18 protein-coding genes and 2 pseudogenes are annotated in these 24,127 nt (G+C 65.6%); 17 read left to right on the top strand and 3 right to left on the bottom strand.

Annotated features, from left to right (window positions below; translation table 11 throughout):
* Window positions 1-74 precede the first annotated feature (74 nt).
* The 14 genes and pseudogenes from K8U54_RS20530 (at window position 75) to K8U54_RS20475 (ending at window position 14,897) form a co-directional block, all read left to right on the top strand.
* Window positions 75-1,079 carry an AraC family transcriptional regulator gene (locus tag K8U54_RS20530; RefSeq protein ID WP_249907533.1) on the top strand — a complete coding sequence of 335 codons (1,005 nt, stop codon included), beginning with the start codon at window positions 75-77 and terminating at the stop codon, window positions 1,077-1,079.
* A gap of 163 nt (window positions 1,080-1,242) precedes the next feature.
* Entirely contained in the window at window positions 1,243-2,271 is a 1,029-nt protein-coding gene (locus K8U54_RS20525; RefSeq protein ID WP_249907532.1) for a histone deacetylase family protein, read from the top strand.
* A 45-nt stretch (window positions 2,272-2,316) separates the two neighbouring features.
* On the top strand, window positions 2,317-3,417 hold the full coding sequence (locus K8U54_RS20520; RefSeq protein WP_249907531.1) for a polyamine ABC transporter substrate-binding protein: 1,101 nt from the start codon (window positions 2,317-2,319) through the stop codon (window positions 3,415-3,417).
* A gap of 281 nt (window positions 3,418-3,698) precedes the next feature.
* Window positions 3,699-4,595 carry a metal ABC transporter substrate-binding protein gene (locus tag K8U54_RS20515; RefSeq protein ID WP_249907530.1) on the top strand — a complete coding sequence of 299 codons (897 nt, stop codon included), beginning with the start codon at window positions 3,699-3,701 and terminating at the stop codon, window positions 4,593-4,595.
* Window positions 4,595-5,476 carry a manganese/iron ABC transporter ATP-binding protein gene (locus tag K8U54_RS20510; RefSeq protein WP_249907529.1) on the top strand — a complete coding sequence of 294 codons (882 nt, stop codon included), beginning with the start codon at window positions 4,595-4,597 and terminating at the stop codon, window positions 5,474-5,476. The genes K8U54_RS20515 and K8U54_RS20510 overlap by 1 nt, the downstream gene beginning before the upstream one ends.
* Window positions 5,476-6,330 (top strand): metal ABC transporter permease, encoded by an 855-nt coding sequence (locus K8U54_RS20505; protein WP_249907528.1) that lies wholly within the window; start codon window positions 5,476-5,478, stop codon window positions 6,328-6,330. The genes K8U54_RS20510 and K8U54_RS20505 overlap by 1 nt, the downstream gene beginning before the upstream one ends.
* A 2-nt stretch (window positions 6,331-6,332) precedes the next feature.
* Window positions 6,333-7,163 (top strand): metal ABC transporter permease, encoded by an 831-nt coding sequence (locus K8U54_RS20500; protein ID WP_283939383.1) that lies wholly within the window; start codon window positions 6,333-6,335, stop codon window positions 7,161-7,163.
* A gap of 413 nt (window positions 7,164-7,576) precedes the next feature.
* Window positions 7,577-8,545: pseudogene (locus K8U54_RS25460) on the top strand (cache domain-containing protein); the annotation flags it as partial.
* Between the two features lie 138 nt (window positions 8,546-8,683).
* Window positions 8,684-9,451 (top strand): methyl-accepting chemotaxis protein, encoded by a 768-nt coding sequence (locus K8U54_RS25455; RefSeq protein ID WP_434060040.1) that lies wholly within the window; start codon window positions 8,684-8,686, stop codon window positions 9,449-9,451.
* Window positions 9,345-10,682: pseudogene (locus K8U54_RS25450) on the top strand (HAMP domain-containing protein); the annotation flags it as partial. The gene K8U54_RS25455 and the pseudogene K8U54_RS25450, both read left to right, overlap by 107 nt.
* 138 nt (window positions 10,683-10,820) lie before the next feature.
* A complete protein-coding gene (locus K8U54_RS25445) occupies window positions 10,821-11,588 on the top strand; it encodes a methyl-accepting chemotaxis protein (protein ID WP_434060039.1) in 768 nt (255 codons plus the stop codon).
* Window positions 11,589-11,965: 377 nt separating this feature from the next.
* Window positions 11,966-13,105, top strand: coding sequence for a tyramine oxidase subunit B (locus tag K8U54_RS20485; protein WP_249907524.1), 1,140 nt, complete (start codon window positions 11,966-11,968; stop codon window positions 13,103-13,105).
* Between the two features lie 30 nt (window positions 13,106-13,135).
* Window positions 13,136-13,558, top strand: coding sequence for a RidA family protein (locus K8U54_RS20480; RefSeq protein ID WP_249907523.1), 423 nt, complete (start codon window positions 13,136-13,138; stop codon window positions 13,556-13,558).
* A 46-nt stretch (window positions 13,559-13,604) separates the two neighbouring features.
* Window positions 13,605-14,897 carry an NAD(P)/FAD-dependent oxidoreductase gene (locus K8U54_RS20475; protein WP_249907522.1) on the top strand — a complete coding sequence of 431 codons (1,293 nt, stop codon included), beginning with the start codon at window positions 13,605-13,607 and terminating at the stop codon, window positions 14,895-14,897.
* A gap of 59 nt (window positions 14,898-14,956) precedes the next feature.
* Here K8U54_RS20475 and K8U54_RS20470 read toward each other — a convergent pair whose 3' ends face one another.
* Window positions 14,957-15,334 (bottom strand): DUF1090 domain-containing protein, encoded by a 378-nt coding sequence (locus K8U54_RS20470; protein WP_249907521.1) that lies wholly within the window; start codon window positions 15,332-15,334, stop codon window positions 14,957-14,959.
* 204 nt (window positions 15,335-15,538) lie between these two features.
* On the opposite strand from K8U54_RS20470, the gene K8U54_RS20465 reads away from it, so the two are divergent.
* Window positions 15,539-16,645, top strand: a complete 1,107-nt coding sequence (locus tag K8U54_RS20465) for a Gfo/Idh/MocA family protein (RefSeq protein ID WP_249907520.1) — start codon at window positions 15,539-15,541, stop codon at window positions 16,643-16,645.
* 67 nt (window positions 16,646-16,712) lie between these two features.
* Here K8U54_RS20465 and fabV read toward each other — a convergent pair whose 3' ends face one another.
* The gene (gene fabV / locus K8U54_RS20460) at window positions 16,713-17,921 is read right to left on the bottom strand and encodes an enoyl-ACP reductase FabV (protein WP_249907519.1); all 1,209 of its coding nucleotides are present in this window, start codon (window positions 17,919-17,921) and stop codon (window positions 16,713-16,715) included.
* A gap of 322 nt (window positions 17,922-18,243) precedes the next feature.
* Here fabV and K8U54_RS20455 point away from each other — a divergent pair, with 322 nt between their 5' ends.
* Window positions 18,244-19,689: a SulP family inorganic anion transporter gene (locus tag K8U54_RS20455; RefSeq protein WP_249907518.1), complete on the top strand. Its 1,446-nt coding sequence runs from the start codon at window positions 18,244-18,246 to the stop codon at window positions 19,687-19,689.
* Between the two features lie 16 nt (window positions 19,690-19,705).
* Here K8U54_RS20455 and K8U54_RS20450 read toward each other — a convergent pair whose 3' ends face one another.
* The gene (locus tag K8U54_RS20450; protein ID WP_249907517.1) at window positions 19,706-20,593 is read right to left on the bottom strand and encodes a hypothetical protein; all 888 of its coding nucleotides are present in this window, start codon (window positions 20,591-20,593) and stop codon (window positions 19,706-19,708) included.
* Window positions 20,594-20,911: 318 nt separating this feature from the next.
* Between K8U54_RS20450 and K8U54_RS20445 the strand changes: the two genes are divergently transcribed.
* On the top strand, window positions 20,912-24,103 hold the full coding sequence (locus tag K8U54_RS20445) for a hypothetical protein (protein ID WP_249907516.1): 3,192 nt from the start codon (window positions 20,912-20,914) through the stop codon (window positions 24,101-24,103).
* Window positions 24,104-24,127 lie beyond the last annotated feature (24 nt).

Genomic DNA, 24,127 nt, shown 5'->3' with positions numbered 1-24,127 from the left:
CCAGCGCGGGCGACGCCGGGCACGGGCATGCTTATTGCCTGACTCTGGGACCCGTTGCGAGAAGGCGTGCCCCCATGCAGCACTCCCACCTGACCACCCTTCATGCCGTGGTGCTGGCCCTGGATACGCTCTGCCAGGACGGCACCTGCATCGACGAACTGCTGGCCGGTAGCGGCATCGCCCCGGCCGACCTGCAGCGCCCGGAGATGCGCATCAGCATTGCCCAGGAACGCCAGGTCTTTCGCAACGCCACGGCCCGCTGCCAGGATCTCGGCCTGCTGCTGGGCCGGCGCATGCATGTGTCGTCCTACGGGCTGCTGGGTTTCAGCCTGCTGTCGGCAGCGAGCCTGGGTGAGGCGCTGGAGGTGGCGTTCAGCTTTCCCGCCTTGCTGGGCACCCTGTTCACGCTGCAGCTGCGCCGCGATGGTGCGCAGGCATGGATCGAAGCCCGCGATTACCGCGACGCCGCAGAACTGTCCACCTTCAATACCGAGTTCTGCCTGGCCTCCCTGAAGCTGATCTGCGACGACCTGCTCGGCCGCCCCTTGCCACTGGCGAGGGCTCGTTTCACCCACAAGGCGCCCCGCTACCAGCGCCAGTACCGCCGGGATTTCGACTGCCCGGTGCAATTCAATGCCGCCGACAACGTGATCGTTTTCGACAGCCAGTGGCTGGACCGGCGCCTGCCCCTGGCCGATCCGGTGACCCACCGCGACACCCTGCAACGCTGCCACCAGTTGAACCGTGAGTTCCTCTCCCACCAGGCGCTGATCAGCCGCGTGCGCCAGTTGCTCGCCAGTCAATTGCCCGAGTCGCCGGGGCTCGATGGCCTGGCGCGCCAGCTGCGCTGTTCCTCGCGCACCCTGCGCCGTCAGTTGCAGGAAGTGGGCACCAGCTACCAGAGCCTGCTCGACGAGCTGCGCTTCGAGCAGGCGCGGCGCCTGCTCGGCGAGGAGCGCCTGCCCATCGCGCGCATCGCCGAAGCCCTGGGCTACAGCGAGACGGCCAGTTTTCGCCACGCCTTCCAGCGCTGGAGCGGCACCTCGCCAAGCCGCTATCGGCGCCCCGCCCTGGCTTGACGGCGGCGCTCGAAGTCGCCGTCAGCCTGTCGGCCAGGCGCACCGATGCGGTTCGGCGGAGCACCATCTGGTGGCCACATCTATCCCTTTTTGGCCGCTCCGCTCATTTCCCTGCCGCCCGAGAGCGACCAAGAATGCAGCTACCACAAGCGGAGGGCCAAGCATGCGCACGATCTATAGCGATGACCATCACCTGCACCACGGTCGCTGTGAAATCATCGACGGGGAGCTCAAACCCTGTTTCGAGATGCCGTCGCGGGCCGACCATGTGCTGGCGCGCGTGCGCCAGCAAGGCCTCGGTGAGGTGCTCGCGCCGCGCGACTTCGGCCGCGCGCCGATCGAACGCATCCATGATGCCGATTACCTGCGCTTCTTCGAGGGGGCCTGGGCGCGCTGGACGGCCATGGGCCGCGACGGCGACATCCTGCCCTTCACCTGGCCGGCACGCACCTTGCGCAGCGTGCTGCCGGACACCCTGCTCGGCCAGCTGGGTTACTACAGCTTCGACGGCGGCGCGCCGATCACTGCCGGCACCTGGCAGGCGGCCTGGAGTTCTGCCCAAGTCGCCCTCACCGGCCAGGCGCTGATCAGCGACGGTGCCAGCAGCGCCTTCGCCCTGTGCCGCCCGCCAGGCCATCATGCCGCCGGCGACCTGATGGGCGGCTACTGCTACCTGAACAACGCGGCCATCGCCACCCAGGCGTTTCTCGACGGGGGCTGCAAGCGGGTGGCGATTCTCGACGTGGACTACCACCACGGCAATGGCACCCAGTCGATCTTCTACGCACGCAGCGATGTGCTGGTGGCCTCGATCCATGGCGACCCGTCCTTCGAGTTTCCGTTCTTCCTCGGTTACCACGACGAGGTCGGCGAAGGTGCCGGCCAGGGCTTCAACCTCAACCTGCCGCTGGCCGCCGGCAGTGGCTGGGATCGCTGGAGCGCCGCCCTGGAAGAGGCCTGCGCGCGGATCGCCGAGTACGCACCCGAGGTGATCGTGGTGTCGCTGGGCGTTGACACCTTCAAGGAAGACCCGATTTCCCAGTTCAAGCTCGACAGCCCCGACTACCTGCGCATGGGCGAGCGCATCGCGCGCCTCGGCAAACCCACCCTGTTCGTGATGGAGGGCGGTTATGCGGTGGAGGAGATCGGCGTCAACGCGGTGAACGTACTGGAAGGTTTCGAGGGCGCCTGACCCCAAAAGCTGCCGACAACCCTGCATGCAACGGAGCACATAACCATGAAAAATCTCCACCGTCTGTTCGGCGCCACGTTCTGCGGCGTTGCGCTGCTGGCCGGCAGCGCCATGGCCGAGGCACGGGAACTGCGCGTCTACAACTGGGCCGACTACATGCTGCCGCAGACCCTCAAGGACTTTCAGCAGCACAGCGGCATCAAGCTGACCTGGGACACCTTCGAGACCAACGAGGCGCTGGAAGCCAAACTGCTCACCGGCAACTCGGGCTACGACCTGGTGGTGCCGTCCAACATGTTCCTCGACACCCAGATCAAGGCCGGCGTGTTCCAGAAGCTTGACAAGAGCAAGCTGCCCAACTGGCGGCACCTCGACCCGGCGCTGCTCAAGCTGCTGGAGACCAACGACCCCGGCAACCAGTACGGCATGCCCTACATGTACGGCACCGTGCTGATCGGCTACAACCCCGACAAGGTCAAGGCCGCGCTTGGCGAGAACGCGCCCGTGGACAGCTGGGACCTGGTGTTCAAGCCCGAGAACATGGAAAAGCTCAAGCAGTGCGGCGTGACCATGCTCGATGCGCCCAACGAGATCCTGCCCATCGCCCTGCATTACCTCGGCCTGCCGCCGAACAGCACCAACCCGGACGACTACGAGAAGGCCACCGAGCTGTTGATGAAGGTGCGCCCCTACGTGACCTACTTCCACTCGGCCAAGTACATGACCGATATCGCCAACGGCGACATCTGCGTGGCCATCGGCTATTCGGGCAGCTTCTACCAGTTCGCCAACCGCGCCAAGGAAGCCGGTAACGGCGTCAAGGTCGAGTGGCGTCTGCCCAAGGAAGGCGCGCCGATCTGGTTCGACACCTTCGCCATTCCCAAGAGCGCCAGGAACGTCGAGGAAGCCCACGAGTTCCTCAACAACCTGCTCGACCCCAAGGTGATCGCGCCGATCAGCGACTTCCTCGGTTACCCCAACCCGAACAAGGACTCCATGCCCCTGGTGGACAAGGCGATCAGCGCGAACACCGACCTGACGCCGACGCCCGAAGCGCAGCAGACGCTGTACAGCGTCGAACCGCTGCCACAGAAGATCGAACGCATCCGTACCCGCGCCTGGACCAGGATCAAGAGCGGCAGCTGAACCACTTCCCTCCCCGACGACCCCGCGCCTGACGCGGGGTCTGCATTCAGGGCAAGCGCTGCGCCGCGGTTGTCTGAACCTGCCAGGCGCGCGGCTGCTCACATGCACTGATTCACCCGGCTACGCTGAAGCGCGCCGCTGACTGAGCCGGCGCCTGTGGGCAACACAAATAAATCTCTAATGACAATAGTTTTCATTAGCGTCGTTTTGTCGCTAGAGTGGCAACCCTGTCCGGGCCACCCGCCCGACGCCATGACTGGTCAAGCCATACGAGGATAGAGATGTTCGATCGGATCCGCTTGCGCACCCTGCTCGCCGCCCTTCTGGTAGCCCTGCTGCCGCAATTGGCTGTCGCCGAAGGCAAATTCAAGGTGGTGACCACCTTCACGGTGCTTGCCGACATGGCTCGCCAGGTGGCGGGTGACGCCGCCGAGGTCGAGTCGATCACCAAGCCCGGCGCCGAGATCCACAACTACCAGCCCACCCCGGGCGACATCCTCAAGGCCCGCGATGCGCAGCTGATCCTGCGTAACGGCATGAACCTGGAGCTATGGTTCGAGCGCTTCCTGCAGCGCCTGCAGGGCGTACCCGCGGTGACCCTCAGCGAAGGCGTCGAGCCGATCGGCATCGCCGAGGGGCCCTACAGCGGCAAGCCCAACCCCCATGCCTGGATGTCGCCGGATGCCGCGATGATCTACATCGACAATATCCGCGATGCCCTGGCCCAGCACGACCCGGCCAACGCCGCCACCTACAAGCGCAACGCCGAGGCCTACAAGGCGCTGATCAAATCCACCGTGGGGCCGATCCGCGAGCGTCTGCAGACGATTCCCGAACAGCGCCGCTGGCTGGTGTCCAGCGAAGGGGCGTTCAGCTACCTGGCCCGCGACTTCGGCCTCAAGGAGCTGTACCTGTGGCCGATCAACGCCGACCAGCAGGGCACGCCCCAGCAGGTGCGCAAGGTGATCGACGCGGTGCGCGCCAAGCGGATTCCCGCAGTATTCAGCGAAAGCACCATCTCCGCCTCGCCGGCCCAGCAGGTGGCCCGGGAAACCGGCGCCAAATACGGCGGCGTGCTGTATGTGGACTCGCTCAGCGAGCCGAGCGGCCCGGTGCCGACCTACCTCGATCTGCTGCGCGTCACCTCGCAGACCATCGCTGACGGGCTGGCCGACTGATGCCAAACGCTCTGCACGAAGAGGACAGCCTGAACGGCATCCGCGTCGACGGCATCAGCGTCACCTACCGCAACGGCCATACGGCCCTGCGCGACGCCAGTTTCGGCAGCCCCGGCGGCAGCATCACCGCCCTGGTAGGCGTCAACGGCAGCGGCAAATCGACCCTGTTCAAGGCCATCATGGGCTTCGTCAAGCTGGCCCAGGGCGAAATCAGCGTACTGGGCATGCCGGTACGCGAGGCGCTGAAACGCAACCTGATCGCCTACGTGCCGCAGAGCGAGGACGTCGACTGGAACTTCCCGGTGCTGGTCGAGGATGTGGTGCTGATGGGCCGCTACGGGCATATGGGCCTGCTGCGCCGGCCCAAGGCCGCCGACCGCGAGGCGGTCGATGCCGCCCTGGCCAGGGTCGGCATGGGCGAGCTGCGCACACGGCAGATCGGCGAGCTGTCCGGCGGCCAGAAGAAGCGCGTGTTCCTGGCCCGCGCCCTGGCCCAGGATTCGCGGGTGATCCTGCTCGACGAGCCGTTCACCGGCGTCGACGTGAAGACCGAGGACGCCATCGTGCGGCTGCTCGGCGAGCTGCGCGACGAGGGCCGGGTGATGCTGGTCTCTACTCACAACCTGGGCAGCGTGCCGGAATTCTGCGACCGCACCGTGCTGCTGGCGCGCACCGTGCTCGCCTACGGGCCGACCCAGCTGGTGTTCACCCGCGAGAACCTGGAGCGCACCTTCGGCGGCGTGCTGCGCCACTTCGAGCTGCCCGGCGAAGGCCAGCGCAGCTCGCCGCTGATCGGCATCATTACCGACGACGAACGCCCGCTGGTGCTGTACGACGGCAAGTCGACCATTCGCGGCCGCGTCGACGACAAGGATCAATAGTGTCCAGCCTGCTCGAACCCTTTTCCTACGGCTACATGGTCAATGCCATGTGGGTCTCGACCCTGGTCGGCGTGGTCTGCGCGCTGCTCTCGGTGTACCTGATGCTCAAGGGCTGGTCGCTGATCGGCGACGCCCTGGCCCACTCCATCGTGCCGGGCGTCGCCGGTGCCTACATGCTCGGCCTGCCGTTCGCCCTCGGCGCATTCGGAGCCGGCACCTTGGCGGCCGGCGCCATGCTGTTTCTCAACCAGCGCAGCAAGCTCAAGGAAGACGTGATCATCGGCCTGATCTTCTCGTCGTTCTTCGGCCTCGGGCTGTTCATGGTCTCGCTGTCGCCCACCTCGGTGAACATCCAGACCATCGTGCTCGGCAACATCCTGGCCATCACCCCGGGCGATACCCTGCAACTGCTGCTGATTGCCGGCATCACCCTGGCCGTGCTGGCGCTGCGCTGGAAGGACCTGATGGTGGTGTTCTTCGACGAGCACCACGCGCGCTCCATCGGCCTGAGCCCGACGCGACTGAAGGCGATCTTCTTCATCCTGCTGTCGGCCTGCACCGTGGCGGCCATGCAGACGGTGGGCGCCTTCCTGGTCATTGCCATGGTCGTCACCCCCGGCGCCACCGCCTACCTGCTCAGTGATCGCTTCGAACGCCTGCTGCTGATCGCCGCGTGCATCGGCGGGCTGTCCAGCTTTATCGGCGCCTACGCCAGCTACTTTCTCGATGGCGCCACCGGGGCGATCATCATCGTGCTGCAGACCGGCGTGTTCCTGCTGGCTTTCTGCTTCGCGCCCAAACATGGCCTGCTGGCGGCGCGCCGCCGCGCCGCCCAAGCCCGGCTGGAGACATGAGCATGGAGATGCTGCTGCAGCCGCTGCAAATCGACTTCATGCAGTACGCCCTGCTGATCGCCGTGCTAGTGGCGATTCCCGCCGCCCTGCTGTCGTGCTTTCTGGTGCTCAAGGGCTGGGCGCTGATGGGCGACGCCACTGCCCACGCCGTGTTTCCCGGCGTCGTGGTCGCTTATATCGTCGGCCTGCCCTACTCCCTCGGCGCCTTCGTGGCCGGCATGCTGTGTGCCATCGCCGCGGGGTATCTCAAGGAGAACAGCCGGATCAAGCAGGACACCCTGATGGGGGTGGTGTTCTCCGGCATGTTCGGCCTGGGCCTGCTGCTCTACACGCAGATCCACAGTGACGTGCACCTGGACCATATCCTGTTCGGCGACATGCTCGGCATCGGCTGGGCCGATCTGCTGGAGAGCGGCCTGATCGCCCTGGCGGTCAGCGCCTTCATCGGCCTGAAATGGCGCGACCTGCTCCTGCACGCCTTCGATCCGGTGCAGGCGCGCACCGTCGGCCTGCCGGTGGGCCTGCTGCACTACGGCCTGCTGGCGGTGATGTCGCTGACCATCGTCGGTGCCCTCAAGGCCATCGGCATCGTGCTCACCGTGGCCCTGCTGATCGCCCCCGGCGCCATCGCCTTCCTGCTCACCCGCACCATGGGCGCCATGCTCCTCACCGCGGTGGCCATCGCCGTCGGCGCGGCGGTGAGTGGCGTGTACCTGAGCTTCTTTATCGACAGCGCACCGGGGCCAACCATCGTGGTACTGCTCAGCGTCCTGTTCGTGGCGGTGTTCGTTTACGCCAGCGCACGCGAGCGCAGGAGCGCCGCGCAGCTGTAGGAACTGCCGCGTTTCTACACCCGCACACAGCCCCAGGAGCCCGATCTCCAACCCCGGCGTATGGCCCGTTCTGCGCTTGCCCATCGAGCGCTGAAAGCAGAACGCCGATGGCCAGGCCTGCATACAGCTCGACCAAGGCACAAGGCCAGCCCGTACAAGGCTGGTACAGCGGCCAACCCGGACCTCGGCACTTGGGAGTAACCTCGTTCCACCTACGCATTTGGCATACCACATACCATTAAGGTACGCTCGACCCGTTGATGGAAGTGGCCCCGAGCCAGCATCCACCGCCCCTACTGCCCTCGCCTCAATAACAACATCCCTTGCCCGAGCAGGAACCACCCGTGAACATCAAACAAAAACTTACCTGGGGCTTTGCGGCCATCGCCTCCGTGCCCGTGGTGCTGGTCGCCATGGTGGTCGTCATCAACCTGCGCGAGCAGGCCCGGGACGACTTTCTCGACAGCAGCAGCCGGGAGATTCGCCAGATCGACAATGCGATGAACCAGTTCTTCGACGCCATCGCCCAGAACGTCGAATACCTGGCCAAGAGCGATCTGCTGCGCACCACCGAGAACCTGAAGAACTACACCGCTGCCGATGCCGCGCAGATGCCGCTGCCAGCCAGCAACCAGGCGCTGCTGCATGGGCTGAACCAGTTCGCGACCAGCCATCCGACCACCGCCTACCTGCAGGTGGGCCACCAGGACGGCGGTTACCTGGTCTGGCCCGATGACCCCAAGCTCAATAGCTACGACCCGCGCCAGCGCCCCTGGTACAAGGCTGCCATGGCCACGCCCGGCAATATCGTGCGCACCCCGGCCTACTACTGGGCGCCCGATGACGTGGTGCTGATGGGCACCGTGCACAGCCTCGACGACGCCCAGGGCCAGCCGGTGGGCGCCATTGGCCTGGACGTGTCGCTCAAGCAGCTCACCGACCTGGTCAAGCAGATCGAGCTCGGCGAAAGCGGCTACCTGATGTTGCTGGAAAGCAACGGCAACGTGCTGGTCGACCCACGGGATGCGGCCCACAACTTCAAGCGCCTCGATGAGCTGGGTGACGGCTACCGCGCGTTGGCCGGGGTGAGCAGCGGCTTCGCCGAAGTCGAACTCGACGGCGTGACCTACATGGCCAACGTCTGGTCGTCCGAGCAGCTCGGCTGGCGCTTTATCGGCCTGATCGAGCGCAGCGAAGTGATGGCCAAGGCCACCCGCCTGACCTGGCAGATCGGCGTGATCGCCGCGGTGCTGGCGGTAGTGTTCGCGCTCCTCGGCGCCAGCTTCGCCGGCCTGATCGTCAAGCCGATCCGCAGCGTGGCCGGCGGCCTGGAAGGCATCGCCCAGGGCGAAGGCGACCTGACCCGCAGCCTGGACGTGCGCGGCAACGACGAAACCGCCCTGCTGGCGCGCTGGTTCAACCAGTTCCTGGGGGCCATCCGCACCCTGGTGCAACGCATCGGCAGCGCCTCGGCGGATCTGCAGGGCGCCTCCGACGCCACCACCCGGGTCGCCCTGGACATGAACGACGCCGCCGTGCGCCAGCGCGAAGCGGTGGAGCTGGTGTCCACCGCCTTCAACGAGATGGTCGCCACTGCCAACGAGGTGGCCCGCTCCTGCAGCCAGGCGGCCAGCTCGGCGGACTCCGGCCAGCGCCAGGTGCATGATGGCCAGCTGCAGATCGACGACGCCACCGGCAGCGTCACCCAGCTCAGCGAAAACCTGCACAAATCCGCCCAGGCCATGCAGGTGCTGGAACAGGACAGCAAGAACATCAACGCCATCCTCGACACCATCCGCTCGATCGCCGAGCAGACCAACCTGCTGGCCCTCAACGCGGCCATCGAGGCGGCGCGCGCAGGCGAACAGGGCCGCGGCTTCGCGGTGGTCGCCGACGAGGTGCGCGCGCTGGCCAAACGTACCGCCGACTCCACCGGGGAAATCGACGGCCTGCTCGGCGGCCTGGCCAAGCGCACCCAGGAGGTGACCAGGCAGATGCAGAGCAGCCTGAGCATGTCGCGGCAGAGCGTGGAGCGTATCCAGCAGGCCCGTGACAGCTTCGAGCAGATCCGCGCCTCGGTGGACGAGATCCGCGACCAGAACAGCCAGATCGCCACCGCTGCGGAAGAGCAGCACCAGGTGGCCGAGGACATCAACCGGCATATCGCGCAGATCCACACCGATGCCCAGCTGGTCGAGGAGCTGGCCCACTCGGCGCGCAGCGACTCGCAGCGCCTGGAGACCCTCTCCGGCGAACTCGACGGCCTGGTTCGCCGCTTCAGAACCTGATCCTTCCCGTCCCCCTCCCCCGCCTCCAAGGCCCGCCCGTCACGCGAAAAACGTGATGGGCAGGCGCTCAAGTTTGTATCGGCCACGCCGATTCAGTGTCTACAACGACTACAAATTCGCCAACGACCCTTTCTGCCTGCTTCTAAGCTGTAAAAACCCAACAAAAACGCTTTACGACCCTGCAGGAACCACCGTGAACATCAAACAGAAACTCACCTGGGCCTTCGCGGCCATTGCCTGTGTGCCCGTCGTACTGGTCGCCGTCGTGGTGGTGGTCAACCTGCGCGATCAGGCGCGGGACGACTTCCTGGACAGCAGCAGCCGCGAGATCAGGCAGATCGAAAACGCCATGAACCAGTTCTTCGACGCCATCGCCCAAAACGTCGAGTACCTGGCCAAGCACCCGGTCGTACGTAACGCCGGCGCACTGAAGGACTACTCGGGTGCCGACGCGGCGACCATCGCGCAGACCGAGCAGGGCAAGGCGTTTCTGGAGATGTTCGGCCAGTTCGCCGCCAGCCACCCGAGCACCGCCTACCTGTCGCTCGGCAAGGCCGACGGCGGCTACGCCTCCTGGCCGGATGACGCCAAGCTGAGCGGCTACGATCCGCGTGTACGGCCCTGGTACAAGGCCGCCATGGCCGCGCCCGGCAAGACCGTGCGCACCGCCGCCTACTACTGGGCGCCCGATGACGTGGTGCTGATGGGCACCGTGCGTACCGTCGATGGTCAGCAGGGCCAACCGACCGGTGTGGTGGGCCTGGACGTGTCGCTCAAGCAGCTCACCGAACTGGTCAAGCAGATCAAGCTCGGCGAAAGCGGCTACCTGATGCTGCTGGAAAGCAACGGCAACGTGCTGGTCGACCCGCGTACCCCGGAACATAACTTCAAGTTGATCAGCGAACTGGGCGACGGCTACGCGGAGCTGGCCGGAGTCGAGAGCGGCCTGGTCGAGGTCGAATTGGGCGGCGTGCCCTACATGGCCAACGTCTGGTCGTCGAAAAGCCTCGGCTGGCGCTTTATCGGCCTGATCGAGCGCAGCGAGGTGATGGCCAAGGCCACCAGCCTGACCTGGCAGATCGCGGTGATCGCCGCGGTGCTGGCGGTGCTGTTCGCCATCGTCGGCGCCAGCTTCGCCGGCCTGATCGTCAAGCCGATCCGCAGCGTGGCCGGCGGCCTGGAAGGCATCGCCCAGGGCGAAGGCGACCTGACCCGCAGCCTGGACGTGCGCGGCAACGACGAAACCGCCCTGCTGGCGCGCTGGTTCAACCAGTTCCTGGGGGCCATCCGCACCCTGGTGCAACGCATCGGCAGCGCCTCGGCGGATCTGCAGACCGCCTCGGACGCCAGCACCCGTGTGGCCCGCGACATGAACGATGCCGCCGGCCGCCAGCGTGAAGCGGTGGAACTGGTGTCCACCGCCTTCAACGAGATGGTCGCCACCGCCAACGAAGTGGCCCGTTCCTGCAGCAATGCCGCATCGTCCGCCGACGCCGGTCAGCGCCAGGTCCATGATGGCCAGCTGCAGATCGACGACGCCACCGGCAGCGTCACCCAGCTCAGCGAGAACCTGCAGAAATCCGCCCAGGCCATGCAGGTGCTCGAGCAGGACAGCAAGAACATCAACGCCATCCTCGACACCATCCGCTCGATCGCCGAGCAGACCAACCTGCTGGCCCTCAACGCGGCCATCGAGGCGGCGCGCGCAGGCGAACAAGGCCGTGGCTTCGCCGTGGTCGCCGACGAAGTCCGCGCGCTGGCCAAGCGTACCGCCGACTCCACCGGGGAAATCGACGGTCTGCTCGGTGGCCTGGCTCGCCGTACCCAGGACGTGACCAAGCAGATGCAGAGCAGCCTGAGCATGTCGCTGCAAAGCGTGGAACGCATCCAGCAGGCCCGCGACAGCTTCGAGCAGATCCGCACCTCGGTGGACGAGATCCGCGACCAGAACAATCAGATCGCCACCGCCGCCGAGGAGCAGCACCACGTGGCCGAGGACATCAACCGGCATATCGCGCAGATCCACACCGATGCCCAGCTGGTCGAGGAGCTGGCCCACTCGGCGCGCAGCGACTCGCAGCGCCTGGAGACCCTCTCCGGCGAACTCAACGGCCTGGTGGGCCGCTTCAGAACCTGACCCGCCCCACGAGGCGCAAGCGTCCTGCTTGCGCCTCGGCTTCCCTGTCATTCGCGGCCTGCCGCGCTTCCCCTCTCCCGCCGCGCTCGCCAGGCCTGCTTGGCGAGATTCCGTGCTGCTCGCCTCCGGGCGCCGCCACGCCGTACCAACGATGCGACTCACTGCCTCGCCAGCCCCCGCCCCAAAACTGTGCATTGCAGACCCGATCCCGGCCGCAACAGTGGCCGATTTGGGATAACGGGCACTCGGGCGACTTACCTACCATCGATTTGGCGCTACGGGTTCTGGCTGCGCTCATTCGAGCCCGGCGAAACCGATTGCTGCTGCAACGCCGCTCCACGTTGTGCCAGGCCCGCACCTCCGACTCGAGAAATGCCATGACAACTCAAACAAGAATCGACTTCCTCTACCTCTCCGAGCAGGACATGATCCGCGCCGGGGTGACCGACATGCTCGCCTGCGTCAATACCATGGAAGAGGTGTTCGACCTGCTCTACAAGGGCGACTACCGAATGGCCGGCGCCAACAACGACTCCCACGGCGCCCTGGTCTGTTTCCCCGAGGATTCGCCGTTTCCCGACATGCCGCGCCATGCTGCCGACCGCCGCATGATGGCGATGCCCGCCTACCTGGGTGGCAGCTTCCGCACCGCCGGGGTGAAATGGTACGGCTCCAACGTCGAGAACCGCGAGAAGGGGCTGCCGCGCTCGATCCTGATGTTCACCTTGAATGACGTCGACACCGGCGCGCCCCTGGCGCACATGTCGGCCGACCTGCTGTCGGCTTATCGCACCGGGGCGATTCCAGGCGTCGGCGCGCGCCACCTGGCGCGCAAGGACGCTCGCGTCGTCGGTTTGCTCGGCCCGGGCGTGATGGGCAAGACCACGCTGGCCGCCTTCATTGCCGTCTGCCCGTTGATCGACACCCTCAAGCTCAAGGGTCGCAGCCAGAAGAGCCTCGACGACTTCATCGGCTGGGTGCAGGACACCTACCCGCAGATCACCACCATCGAGGTGGTCGACAGCATCGAAGCGGTGGTGCGCGGCTCCGACCTGGTGACCTACTGCACTTCCGGCCGCACCGGCGACCCGAGCGAATACCCGCTGGTCAAGCGCGAGTGGGTCAAGCCCGGTGCCTTCCTGGCCATGCCGGCCGGCTGCAACATCGACGCCGGCATGGAACGGGCGGACGTACGCAAGGTACTCGACAACGTCGGCCTGTACCAGGCCTGGTACGCGGAACTGCCCAAGCCTGCCCACAACCATGTGCCGGTGATCGGCGTGCGCTTCATGGACATGCTCGAGGAAGGAAAGCTGACCCTCGATCAGCTCGAAGACATCGGCAAGATCATCGCCGGCGAAGCGCCCGGCCGTCGTAACGACGAGGAAATCATCATCATGTCGGTCGGTGGCATGCCGGTCGAGGACGTGGCCTGGGGCACCGTGGTGTACCGCAAGGCCCTCGAGCTGGGCATCGGCGTGAAGCTCAACCTCTGGGAAACCCCGGCCCTTCGCTAACCCCCTCAATCCTTTCAAGGACCCTACGCCATGACCACCATCAGCAAAGTCAAAACCGGTTCCAGGTACGAAGACATGGGCAGCTACTCCCGCGTGGTCGCGGTGGGCGACTGGATCTTCGTGTCCAACACCGCCGGCCGCAATCCACACAGCAAGGAAATTTCCGAGGACCTGGCCGAGCAGACCCACCAGGTGTTCGCCAACATCGAGTCGGCACTCGCCGCCGTGGAGGCCAGCCTGGCCGACGTGGTGTGCTCGCGCGTGTTCATCCAGAACCCGCAGGACGTACCGGCGGTGATGACCATCGTCGGCGAGAAGTTTCGCGGCATCGACCCGGCCTCGACCGTGACCTGCCCGCCCCTGGGCTCGACCGTCTACAAGGTCGAACTGGAGCTGACCGCCTTCCGCGGCGCCTCGCGCGCCGACGTGAAGAAGATCAACCTGGCTCAGTGAGCCAGGTTTCCGGTCACGTCATCCCCCTTACTGTTGAGTGCTCTTCATGTCACCTCGAATAGAGCCCGTACAAACCTCCACCGAGTTTCCCTCGAGCAGCGCCGTGGTCATCATCGGTGGGGGCATCATCGGCCTCACCGCGGCCCTGACCCTGGCAGAGCGAAACATCCCGGTGGTGGTGCTGGAAAAAGGCCGCATCGCCGCCGAGCAGTCCTCGCGCAACCTCGGCTGGGTGCGCAAGACCAACCGCCACATGCACGACATTCCCCTGGCCCTGGCCGCCGAGCGGCTGTGGCAGCAGATGCCCGAGCGGGTTGGCCAGGACGTCGGCTTCCGCCAGGCCGGCATCCTGTTCGTCGCCCGTAACGATGCACAGATGGCCATGCACGACGGCTGGCTGAAATCGGTCGCCTCCCTGGACCTGGACTCGCGGCTGGTCAGCGCCGCGGAAATCGCCAAGATGGCGCCCGGCGGCCAAGGCCAGTGGGCCGGTGGCATCTACACGCCGTCCGATGCCCGCGCGGAGCCGACCCTGGCCTCCAGTGCCATCGCCAAGGCGGCCATGGCCAAGGGCGCGCTGATCATCGAGAACTGCGCGGTGCGCACCCTGGTCACCAGCGCTGGGCGCGTCAGCGGCGTGCTGACCGAGCGCGGCGAAATACGTTGCGAACAGGTGCTGCTGGCCGGTGGCATGTGGTCGCGACGCTTTCTCGGCAACCACGGCATCGACCTGCCGACCCTGCCGCTGACCTGTTCGGTGATGCGCACGGGGCCAATGGACGGGCCGACCGAGATCGCCCTGGGCGCACCGGACTTCTCGTTCCGCCGCCACAAGGATGGCGGTTTCATCGTCACCCAGCGCGGCGCCCTCGATGCGCACCTGACCCTCGATCACCTGCTGATCGGCCTGCGCTACCTGCCCCAGCTCAAGGCGCAGCGTGATTTCCTGCGGGTGTCGTTCGGCAAGGCGTTCTTCAAGGACCTGGCCCTGGCGCGCAGCTGGAAAGGCAGCTCCGTCACGCCGTTCGAGAAGGTGCGCACCCTCGATCCGGCCGCCAACCCGTCGCTCAATGCCGAGGCGCTGCGCAACCTGGTCGCTGCCTGGCCGATGTTCGCCAACGCCCGGATCGAGCAGAGCTGGGCTGGCGTCATCGACATCACCCCGGACTCCAACCCGGTGATCGGCGCGGTCGCGAAGCTGCCCGGCCTGAGCCTGGCAACCGGCTTTTCCGGCCACGGCTTCGGCACCTCGCCGGCTGCCGGGCAACTGGCCGCCGACCTGCTGTGCGGCACCACGCCTATCGTCGACCCGACGCCCTATCGCTTCGAGCGGCTCTAGCCAACGCCGCCCTGAGCAAAAAGCCCTGACTGGCAGGGCTTTTCCTTGCAGCAGCCACCTCAGCGAGCGAACTCGGCCTCGGCGGCCTTCAACTCCTCCAGCGCTTCGTCCAGCTTGGCCTGGCGTTTGGCAATCTTTTTCGGGTCACCTGCCAGTTCGGCTTCACGCAGGTCGGCCTCACGCTCGCGGATCTCCTCGCGGGCCTCGTTGACCTTGGCTTCCAGTTCACGCATCAGCTTCTGGTCCGAGCAGTTGTCGCGCACGCCTTGCAGGGCGGCACTGAGCCCCTTGGCTTTTTCCGTATGGCCTTCGGCCCAGGCGGCCTGGAGCTGTCTTTCGATGTTCGCCGCCTTCGCTTCGCACCGTGGGTTGGCAGCCGAGTCGGCCAGTGCCGGCAGGGCGGCAGCGAGCAACAGGGTGGAAATCAGGGCTTTCATCGCAACACTCCATTAACCACAGAACAGCAACGCCGGATGGCGTGCCGGCATACAGACAGCGGATCGTCGCGATGATTTCATGGGTCGGGCAAAGGTCGCGGGCGGGCAGACCGACAGGCGCTTTGCGTGAACTTCATGTCGCCGCGCCTGCCGATTGAATACAGGCCGGACAATGCGGTTCGGCGTTGCAGAGGAGTTGATGAAATGCCTGATGCTCAACGCAAGGTTCGTTACGCGGTGGTCGGCGGCGGCTGGATTTCCCAGGGCGCCTTCATGCCCGGCGTCGGCCAGACCGACAACTCGGTGATCACCGCGCTGGTCACCGGCGACCCGATCAAGGCCGACAAGCTGGCAAAGCTCTACAACATCAAGAGCTACCGCTACGAGGACTTCCCCGCCCTGCTCGCCTCGGGCGAGATCGACGCCATCTACCTGGCCACCCCCAACTTCCGTCACCGTGAATTCGCCGAGCCGGCGCTGGATGCCGGTATTCACGTGCTGCTGGAAAAGCCCATGGCCACCAGCGAGGAAGACTGCAAGGCCATCACCGCAGCCGCGGAACGCTCGGGCGCCAAGCTGATGATCGCCTACCGCCTGCATTTCGAACCCGGTACCGTGGAGATGATCCACCGTATCCGCGCCGGCGATATCGGCGACCCGCGCTTGTTCACCGCTACCTTCACGCAAACCGTCGACCCGGCCAACCACCGTATGCAGAGCGGCTACTGGGCCGGCCCGGTGACCGACATGGGCCCCTACCCGATCAACGCCGTGCGCAACCTGTTCGATGACGAGCCCCTGGAAGTGCGCGCCGTGGCCGTGCAGACCCCCGGCCGCGAAATCAACACGCCGGACACCGTGACCGTGACCATGCGCTTCGCCGAGGAACGCATGGCGGTGTTCACCGTGAGCTACAGCCTGCCCAGTACCGAACGCCTGCAGGTGATCGGCAGCAAGGGTGAGTTCGAGGCCTCGCCCAGCTTCGGCTTCGGCGAAGGCACGGCGATCAGCTACCGCGCCACCATCGACGGTGAAACCACCGAGCACGAGCATCCAGTGGTCGACCAGTTCGCCGGGGAGACCCAGTACTTCTCCGACTGCATCATCCAGAACCGCGAGCCGGAGCCCGATGGCGACGAAGGCTGGCGCGACGTGCGCGTGCTCGAGGCCATCGAGCGCGCCCTGGAGACCGGCCAGCCGCAGCGCCTCGACGCGCTGCCCAAGCGCCCCGGCGTAAGCGTCGAACAGGCCCGCCGCCTGCCACTGGCCGAGGTGCCGGAGTACGTCAACACCAGCGAGCCGGTGAGCTGAGGCTTATCGAGCAGACAACAAAAAGGGACGCCTCGGCGTCCCTTTTTGCATGCTGGCAGTGCGCGGGTTACAGCTGAACCACGTCGAACTGCACATCGGTGGCCACGTCAGCATCGTAGTCCACGTCGCTGCGCTCGAAGCCGAACAGGTTGAGGAACTGCTTCTTGTAACCGGCATAGTCGGTCAGCTCGAACAGGTTCTCGGTGGTCACCTGTGGCCACATGGCCTTGCAGGCGTCCTGCACGTCGTCGCGCAGTTCCCAGTCGTCCAGGCGCAGGCGGGCTTTTTCGTCGACTGCAGCCGGGGCACCGTCGGCGCGATACAGGCGGTCACGGAACATGCGGTCGAGCTGGTCCTGGGTGCCCTCGTGAACGCCCTTTTCCTGCATGATCTTGAAGACCATCGACAGGTACAGCGGCATCACCGGGATGGCCGAGCTGGCCTGGGTGACCACCGACTTGAGCACGGCCACGTTGGCGCCACCTTTGACTTCAGCGGCCAGTTTCCTGTCCAGGCGCAGGGCAGTCTCGTCCAGATCCTGCTTGGCCTTGCCCAGCGCGCCGTGCCAGTAGATCGGCCAGGTGATTTCCGTGCCGATGTAGCTGAAGGCCACGGTACGCGCACCTTCGGCCAGCACGTCGGCGCCAGCCAGGGCATCGATCCACAGCTGCCAGTCCTGGCCGCCCATCACGGTCACGGTGTCGGCGATTTCCTGCTCGCTGGCCGGCTCGATGGACGCCTCGATGATCACGTCCTTGTTGGTGTCGATGGCAGTCGACTTGTACGGCTGGCCGATGGGCTTGAGCGCCGAACGAACCACTTCGCCGCTCTGCGGCAGCTTGCGCACCGGCGAGGCCAGGGAGTAGACGATCAGGTCGACCTTGCCGCCCATTTCGTTCCTGATCAGCTCGATGACCTTGGCACGGGCCTCGTCGGAGAAGGCGTCGCCGTTGATCGACCTGCTGTACAGGCCCTCGGCCTTGGCGAACTTGTCGAACGCGGCCGAGTTGTACCAGCCCGCGGTGCCGGCCTTGGTTTCGGTGCCTGGCTTCTCGAAGAACACGCCCAGGGTATCGGCGCCAAAGCCGAAGGCGGCGGTGATGCGCGCCGCCAGGCCATAGCCGCTGGAAGCGCCGATCACCAGCACCTTCTTCGGACCGTCGTTACGCACGCCCAGTTTGCGCGTCGCCTCGATCTGCTCGGCCACGTTGCGCTCGCAACCCAGCGGGTGGGTGGTGGTACAGATGAAGCCACGAACTTTAGGGTGAATAATCAACGCGTTTACCTCGTCATCGTTTTTTTGGGCAGGCGACAGTCTACTGCCGATCTTGCGCCTGAGAAAAAGGCTAATTAGACCTATTGGTCGCTCCAAAAGCCAGCCAGGCCACATTTACCGGCTGCGTTGCGTGGTCGCAGTGCGATTCGGTAGCGGGCCGGGCGCCGCGAAACCCCGCCGTGCTGCAGCGGTCAGATCGCCGACACTGGCCTTCGCGACGGCGATTCCTTACCATCGCAAGCCTTCCAACTCCAAGGCCGCACAGGCCGTAGCCACGCCCCGCCCTCTGCCGGGCGTCCGTCTTGCTCGATTCAGGTAACCCATGAAAATCGCCCGTCTGCGCGCCGATATCCTGGCCGGTCTCACGTCCTCGTTCGCGCTGGTGCCCGAGTGCATTGCCTTCGCCCTGGTCGCCCAGGTCAACCCGCTGATGGGCCTGTACGGGGCCTTCTTCATCTGCCTGATCACCGCCCTGTTCGGCGGCCGCCCGGGGATGATCTCCGGCGCCGCCGGCTCCATGGCGGTGGTCATCGTCGCCCTGGTGGTGCAGCACGGCGTCGAGTATCTGCTGGCCACCGTGCTGCTCGGCGGCCTGATCATGACGGCCTTCGGCCTGTTGCGCCTGGGCAAGCTGGTGCGCATGGTGCCCTACCCGGTGATGCTCGGCTTCGTCAACGGCCTGGCCATCGTCATCGCCACCGCCCAGTTGGAACACTTCCAGCGCGGCGGCCAGTGGATCGCCGGCAACGAGCTGTACCTGATGCTCGGCCTGGTGGCACTGACCATGGCCATCGTCTATATCCTGCCGCGCCTGACCAAAGCGATTCCGCCGGCCTTGGCGGCGATCCTCACCGTAGGCCTGCTCACCTACTTCCTGCACCTGCCCACCCATACCCTGGGCGACATGGCGAAGATCGCCGGCAATATGCCGGTGCCGGCGCTGCCGCAGATTCCCTGGACCCTGGAAACCCTGAAGATCATCCTGCCCTACGCGGTATTGATGGCCATGGTCGGCCTGCTGGAAACCCTGCTGACCCTCAACCTCACCGACGAGATCACCGAAAGCCGTGGCCACCCGAACCGCGAATGCGTGGCCCTGGGCGCGGCCAACATCGCCTCGGGCATGTGCGGCGGCATGGGCGGCTGCGCGATGATCGGCCAGACCATGATCAACCTCAGCTCGGGCGGCCGTGGGCGGCTGTCCGGTATCGTCGCCGGGGTGATGATCCTGCTCTACATCCTGTTCCTGTCGCCGCTGATCGAGCTGATCCCCCTGGCGGCCCTGGTCGGGGTGATGTTCGTGGTCGCCCAGCAGACCTTCGCCTGGGCCTCGCTGCGGGTGCTCGGCAAGGTGCCGCTCAACGACGTGCTGGTGATCGTCGCCGTGACCATCATCACCGTGCTCACCGACCTGGCCGTGGCGGTGTCGTGCGGCATCGTCATCGCCGCGCTGAACTTCGCTTGGCAGCACGCCCGCGAGCTGCACGCTGAAAGCCGCCTGGAAGCCGACGGCAGCAAGCTCTACCTGCCCCGCGGCACGCTGTTCTTCGCCTCGACCACGCAGTTTCTCAACCAGTTCGACACCGCCAACGACCCCGAGCAGGTCACCGTGGACTGCCGCCACCTGAGCTTCGTCGACTACTCGGCCATCGCCGCCCTGATGACCCTGCGCGAGCGCTACACCAAGGCCGGCAAGCACCTGCGCGTGGTGCACCTGTCCGAACGCTGCAAGCAGCTGCTCAAGCGGGCGGGGATGCAGCCGGTCTGATCGGTCAGACGCAGGCTCAGGCCACCCGCACGGTCAGGCTGTTGGAGCCGGTGCCCAGGGTGCTGATGTCATCCTTGGGCACGACGTACCCTTCACCCTCGCCCACCGCTGCCCGGTAATAGTCGATCACCGGGTCATCGAAGACTTCCGAGGTGGTGGTCTTCTTGAGGCCGTAGACATTGCCGTGCTCGTCCCGCGCCTTGATGGCATCCGGTGCGTCGCTGACGATATCGTCCAGGGTGCCTGACGTCGCACCGCCCTCGCTCGGTTCGATGGTCATGCGGGCATTGTTGCCCTCGATGTAGCTGACGTCGTAGAAGGTCTGGTTGCCGTCAACGCCGCCATTGAACGCCACCTCGCCCAGCGTCACATGGGCGCCGTCGCCGGCCGTGCTGCGGAAGTTGCCGGACCAGCCTGCGGGGAAGCCCTGCGCCAGCGTCTCGCCGGGCTGCAGGGTGATGGCGGGTATGCCGGCCTGCCCCGCATTGGCGGTGAACTCGATGGTCAGCGGCGTATCGCCTTCGTTGACGAAGGTCAGGCTGTTGCCCTCGGCGATCGCGGCGTCTCGCGCGACATCGTCGGTGGGCGTAACGGGCGGCGATGCCAAGGGGTCATGGTCGACCAGCGCCTGCTGCTGCGGTGGCAATTGCGCCAGGTTGGCGGGCGCCGGCGGCGGCGGTACCTCGCCCGGCGTGGCCCCCGGCATCATCAACTGCAGCACATCCAGCTCGTTCTGGTAATGCTGCGCCAGGCCCTCGTCACCGGCGGCCTTTGCCTGGTCGCGAGCCTGTTCGCGGCGGGTCCATTCGCCCTGCCAGGCGCCAGCCAGCGCGGCATCGAACTCGGGGCCCGGATCACCCTGCCCCGGCACCGTGTTCAGTTGCCCGACATTCTCGACGCTCATGATGGTTCCTCCGCTCGAGCCTGGTTGTAGGACAGACCCTAACGCCAAGCCGGGCGGAGGCGCTGTGAAAAACTGTTAAACACGACGAGCCTCATCCACCCGCCGTTTCTGCTCCTGGCCGCGGCCACGCTGGCTATCGCTGCAGCGCCGCCATATCCACGCCTTTTCCCCCGGCCGCGATTGCAATCAATCTGTCATCCGCGCCTCGCACAGTCCCGGTTGCCGCGGCGCCCCCGCGGCCATCGTGCTTGTATCGGCTCCCTGCCGGAGTCGTGGTTGTCAGGCAACCCTCATACCTCTGGTCGAATGGAGCCCACCATGAGCAGCATCCCGCGTCTGTCGAAAACGCCGCCGTCCTCCTCCGAAAAAACCTTCGATACCAACCTGGCCCTCGCCCAGACCAAGCCTCGCCAGGACTACAAGCCCGCTGCGCCGGATGCCAAGGCGCCCGCCCTCGCCGACTACAAGAGCATCGGCCCGGCCAATGAAGTGGCCAACGACACCATCCGCTTCGAGACCCAAAACGGCGACCGGATCATCGTATTGCGCTCCACCGCCCCGGCGCTGTTCGAGCAGGTGAAAAAGGATTTCGAGACCCTCAAGGCGCTCAACCAGGCCACCGCCGAGGGTGATCGCCGCGCCGGCAAGGACGACAAGGCGCCGGACAAGGTGAGCGATTACCAGGCCATCGAAAGCCTCTCCCCCGAGGTGATCCGCTACCGCAACCGGGACGGTGACGGCGTGGTGCTCGCCAGGGCCGACAACCCCGATATGTTCGACAAGCTCAGCGGCGTCAAGGAGTCTCTCGACGGCATTACGGCCAGCGAGGAGGACGGCTACCGCCGCGCCAGCGACAACGAGACCTGGCCGCCCTACAGCGGCCTGGGTGTTGGCAAGGTCGATGAAATGGGCCCCGGGGTGATCCGCTATCACAACGGCGACGACAAGGTGGTGCTGCACAAGGACGACAACCCAGGCCTTTTCGACTACCTGAGCAAGATGGAAAAGCTCATCAGCAACGATGACTCCCGCGGTGCCATGGATCGTGCCCAGAACGACGGTTACAAGCTGCTCGACCGTGATGGCGAGGCGCCGCCCTACCCCGACTACAAGGCCATTCGCTGGGAAGGCAACGTCGGCGACAACGGCCTTATCACCTACGAAACCTGGGACGGCGAAAAGGTCGCGGTATCGGCCGCCGTCAGCCCGGAGCTGTTCGCCCAGCTCAAGAAGACCGCCGAGATCATGCTCAAGGCCAACGAGCAGGAGAAGGAAGGCTACGCCATGCTGCACCCGGACGATTACCTGACCAGCGAGGAGATCGCCGGCGCCACCATCGGCCCCGAAGGCGAAGTCGGCGATGGCTACGTGCGCGCTGAAATCTTCGACGGCGACAAGAGCCGCAAGGTCATCGTCTCCCGCGAACTCAATCCCACCCTGTACGACCGCCTGGTCGCCGAAGACCAGGGCCGCCGCAACAACCTCGAGATGGTCGATGATGCCCGTGGCGACAGCGATCTACCGAGCACCGGCGAACTGGATATCGGCAGCATGGCAACCCGCGAGAAAGACCCCAAGGACAGCAAACGCTCGCTCACGGTCAGCGAGCTGACCTGGCAAAAGGTCATCGACGGCTGGAAGAAAGGCATCGAAGACGGCTCCATCAAGGAAGACGACGACCGCGCCAAGATGTACCGCGCCCTGCGCGCCCAGGGGACGCTGGAGGGCGGCCTGGACATGGTCACCCTGGACATCAGCAAGGGCCAGAGCACCAGCGGTACCAAGGGTGAGGATTTCGAAACCATCATCGACGGCCGCAAGGTCGACGAGCAGCTCACCACGCTGTTCTCCAGCGAAGCCGTGCAGAAGGATTTTCTCGACGCCCAGAAAAGCGCCCTCGACGCCCTGCCCAACAAGGACGAGGTGACCAGGAAACTCGAGGACATGGCCTTCAGCGAGGATTACGTCAAGCACATCCGCGACCTGCAGGCCGACGGCAAAGACGACCTGGCCGCCGCCGACATCCGCGAAACCTACGCGCAACTGGCCATCGCCAACCCGGAAAAGGCCGCCGAGTTCGCCCAGAAGCTGCAGCTCGACGCCACCATCGTCGACCTCGACAAGCTCATGGCCAATCCCGAGCTGATCAACGATGACAACCTCGCCCTGGCCACCCAGGACGTGGTCAAGACCGTACTCACCGCCCTGAAGAAAGCCGGTGTCGACCTGCCGCGGCGTACCGCCGAAAGCCTCGACAAATTCGTCAATGAATTCCTCGGCGACAAGCAGACCGCCAAGGATTTCGGCAAGGCGCTGCAGGAACTGGGCGACCGCTTCATCAAGAACGGCGAAGTCACCCAGAGCGACATCGACGAGCTGATGAAGAAGGACGTCTACAAGGCGCTCAACGAAAAGACCGACGGCGGCATGCTGTCCGCCGTCAGCGTGCTGAACAGCAACGGCGCCCTGGGCTCGACGGGCGGCCTGATATCCCTGGCCTCGGGCATCTACCAGATGGCCGGCGGCAAGCTCGGCGGCACCCCCGAGGAACGCCTGGCCATCGCCAAGGAAATGGTCGCCTTCTTCGGGGCCAGCCAGCATTTCGTCAACCTGGGCACCAACATCATCGACAAGGTCAATGGCAGCCACCTCAACGCCATGCTTGGCCTGGACAAATCCCTGCCGGAGATCTTCGGCAAGGGCCTGCCCGAGAACCGGCCGTTCACCTCGGAAATCGGTGCGCGCTTCCAGAGCAACCTCGATGAGCTGCTGAGCAGCGCACCGCTGGCTGATGACGCCAAGATGGCCGACAGGCTCAACCTGTCCACGGACGATTACAAGCAGGTCATCAAGGGCATGAAGGAAGGCTTCAGCGGCACGCCTGTGCTCGCCGACTCCAACGCCTTCAGCCGCGGCGCGGGCGCCTTCCTGCGCGTGCTGGACGCCGGTGCCAACACCTTCGTCGGCGTGGCCGATGCGGTGCTTGGCGGCTTGATGATCAAGAAAGGCGCCGACTCGGGCGACAAGGCGATGATCGCCCAGGGCGCCATCACCGTGGCGGCCGGTGCCTTCGGCGTGGGCGGCGGCGCCGCCTCGGCCGGCGCCCTGGCCAAGCTCAGCTTCGCCCGCGCCGCGGTCGGCCCGATGTTCTGGATATCCGCCGCGCTGACCCTCGCCACCCTGCCCTTCAGCATCATCGAGGACATCAAGTACAACAACAAACTCGACGACTACCGCGACAGCCTCAAGGACCTGTTCACCGACCTAGAAGGTGACGACCTGCTCACCGACGACGGCCTGCAGCGCTTCGAATTCCTCGACGAGTACATGCACAGCTACGGCCAGCGCGATGCGCCGGACGACACGAGCATCTTCGAGTACCGCAGCGACGAGTGGGATTACTTCGTCGACAAAGGTCACACCTACTGGGATGGCCAGCACGAAGACTACGAGGGCGACGGCGACAACCTGGATACCGTCATGGATCGGGGCTCAACCGTGGCGTCCTGAAGCCAGGTCGGGGTGGCATGAGCG

It is taken from the genome of Pseudomonas fulva, from assembly GCF_023517795.1.
In the GTDB taxonomy this organism is placed as follows: Bacteria; Pseudomonadota; Gammaproteobacteria; order Pseudomonadales; family Pseudomonadaceae; genus Aquipseudomonas; species Aquipseudomonas fulva_D.
Note: the sequence above shows the minus strand (reverse complement) of the source record. Positions and strands in the feature narration are given on the sequence as shown.